We start from the raw sequence: 595 nt of genomic DNA, 5'->3' as shown, positions 1-595 counted from the left end.
AGCCGGGTGACGCGGTGCTGCTGGAGGGGGATCTGGGCGCGGGCAAGACCACGCTGGCCCGCGCGCTGCTGCGCGCGCTGTGCCACGATGCGGACATGGAGGTGCCAAGCCCGTCCTACACGCTGGTTCAGGTCTATGACGCGCCGGTGGCGGAAGTCGCGCATTTTGACCTGTGGCGTCTTGACGGACCGAACGGCCTGCATGAACTGGGATGGATGATGCCTGCGAGGGGATCGTCCTTGTGGAATGGCCCGAACGCCTGGGTCCGCTCACGCCGCCGGGCGCGCTGCGCGTGTACCTGCTGGCCGATGCGGCGGGGGGGCGGATCGCGCGCCTTTCCGGATGGGGCGCGCGGCTTGCGCAACTGGAAAATCTGTTGAGTGGAGATGAATCATGGGCGTGAATATCCCCGCCACCGCCATGGTTTTCGCCGCGGGCGTGGGGCGGCGGATGCGACCGTTGAGTGAAGCGGTGCCCAAGCCGCTCCTGCATGTGGCGGGCCAGCCGATTCTGGACCACCTGCTTGACCGGCTGGAAGCCGCCGGGGTGAAGCAGGTGGTGGTCAACGCCCACTGGCGGCCCGACGCCATCCGCG

The 595-nt window shown here is 68.6% G+C and carries 1 protein-coding gene and 1 pseudogene; both read left to right on the top strand.

All coding sequences use genetic code 11. The features are described 5' to 3' along the window. Positions 1 to 403: pseudogene (gene tsaE / locus JCM25156_RS26665) on the top strand (tRNA (adenosine(37)-N6)-threonylcarbamoyltransferase complex ATPase subunit type 1 TsaE); the annotation flags it as partial. After that, positions 394 to 595, top strand: a 202-nt coding sequence (locus JCM25156_RS26660; RefSeq protein WP_034961773.1) for an NTP transferase domain-containing protein, incomplete at its 3' end; no start/stop codon positions are given. The pseudogene tsaE and the gene JCM25156_RS26660, both read left to right, overlap by 10 nt.

This window comes from Komagataeibacter kakiaceti JCM 25156 (assembly GCF_000613305.1).
The sequence above is the reverse complement of the archived record's forward strand: the minus strand, read 5'-3'. Positions and strand labels throughout refer to the sequence as shown.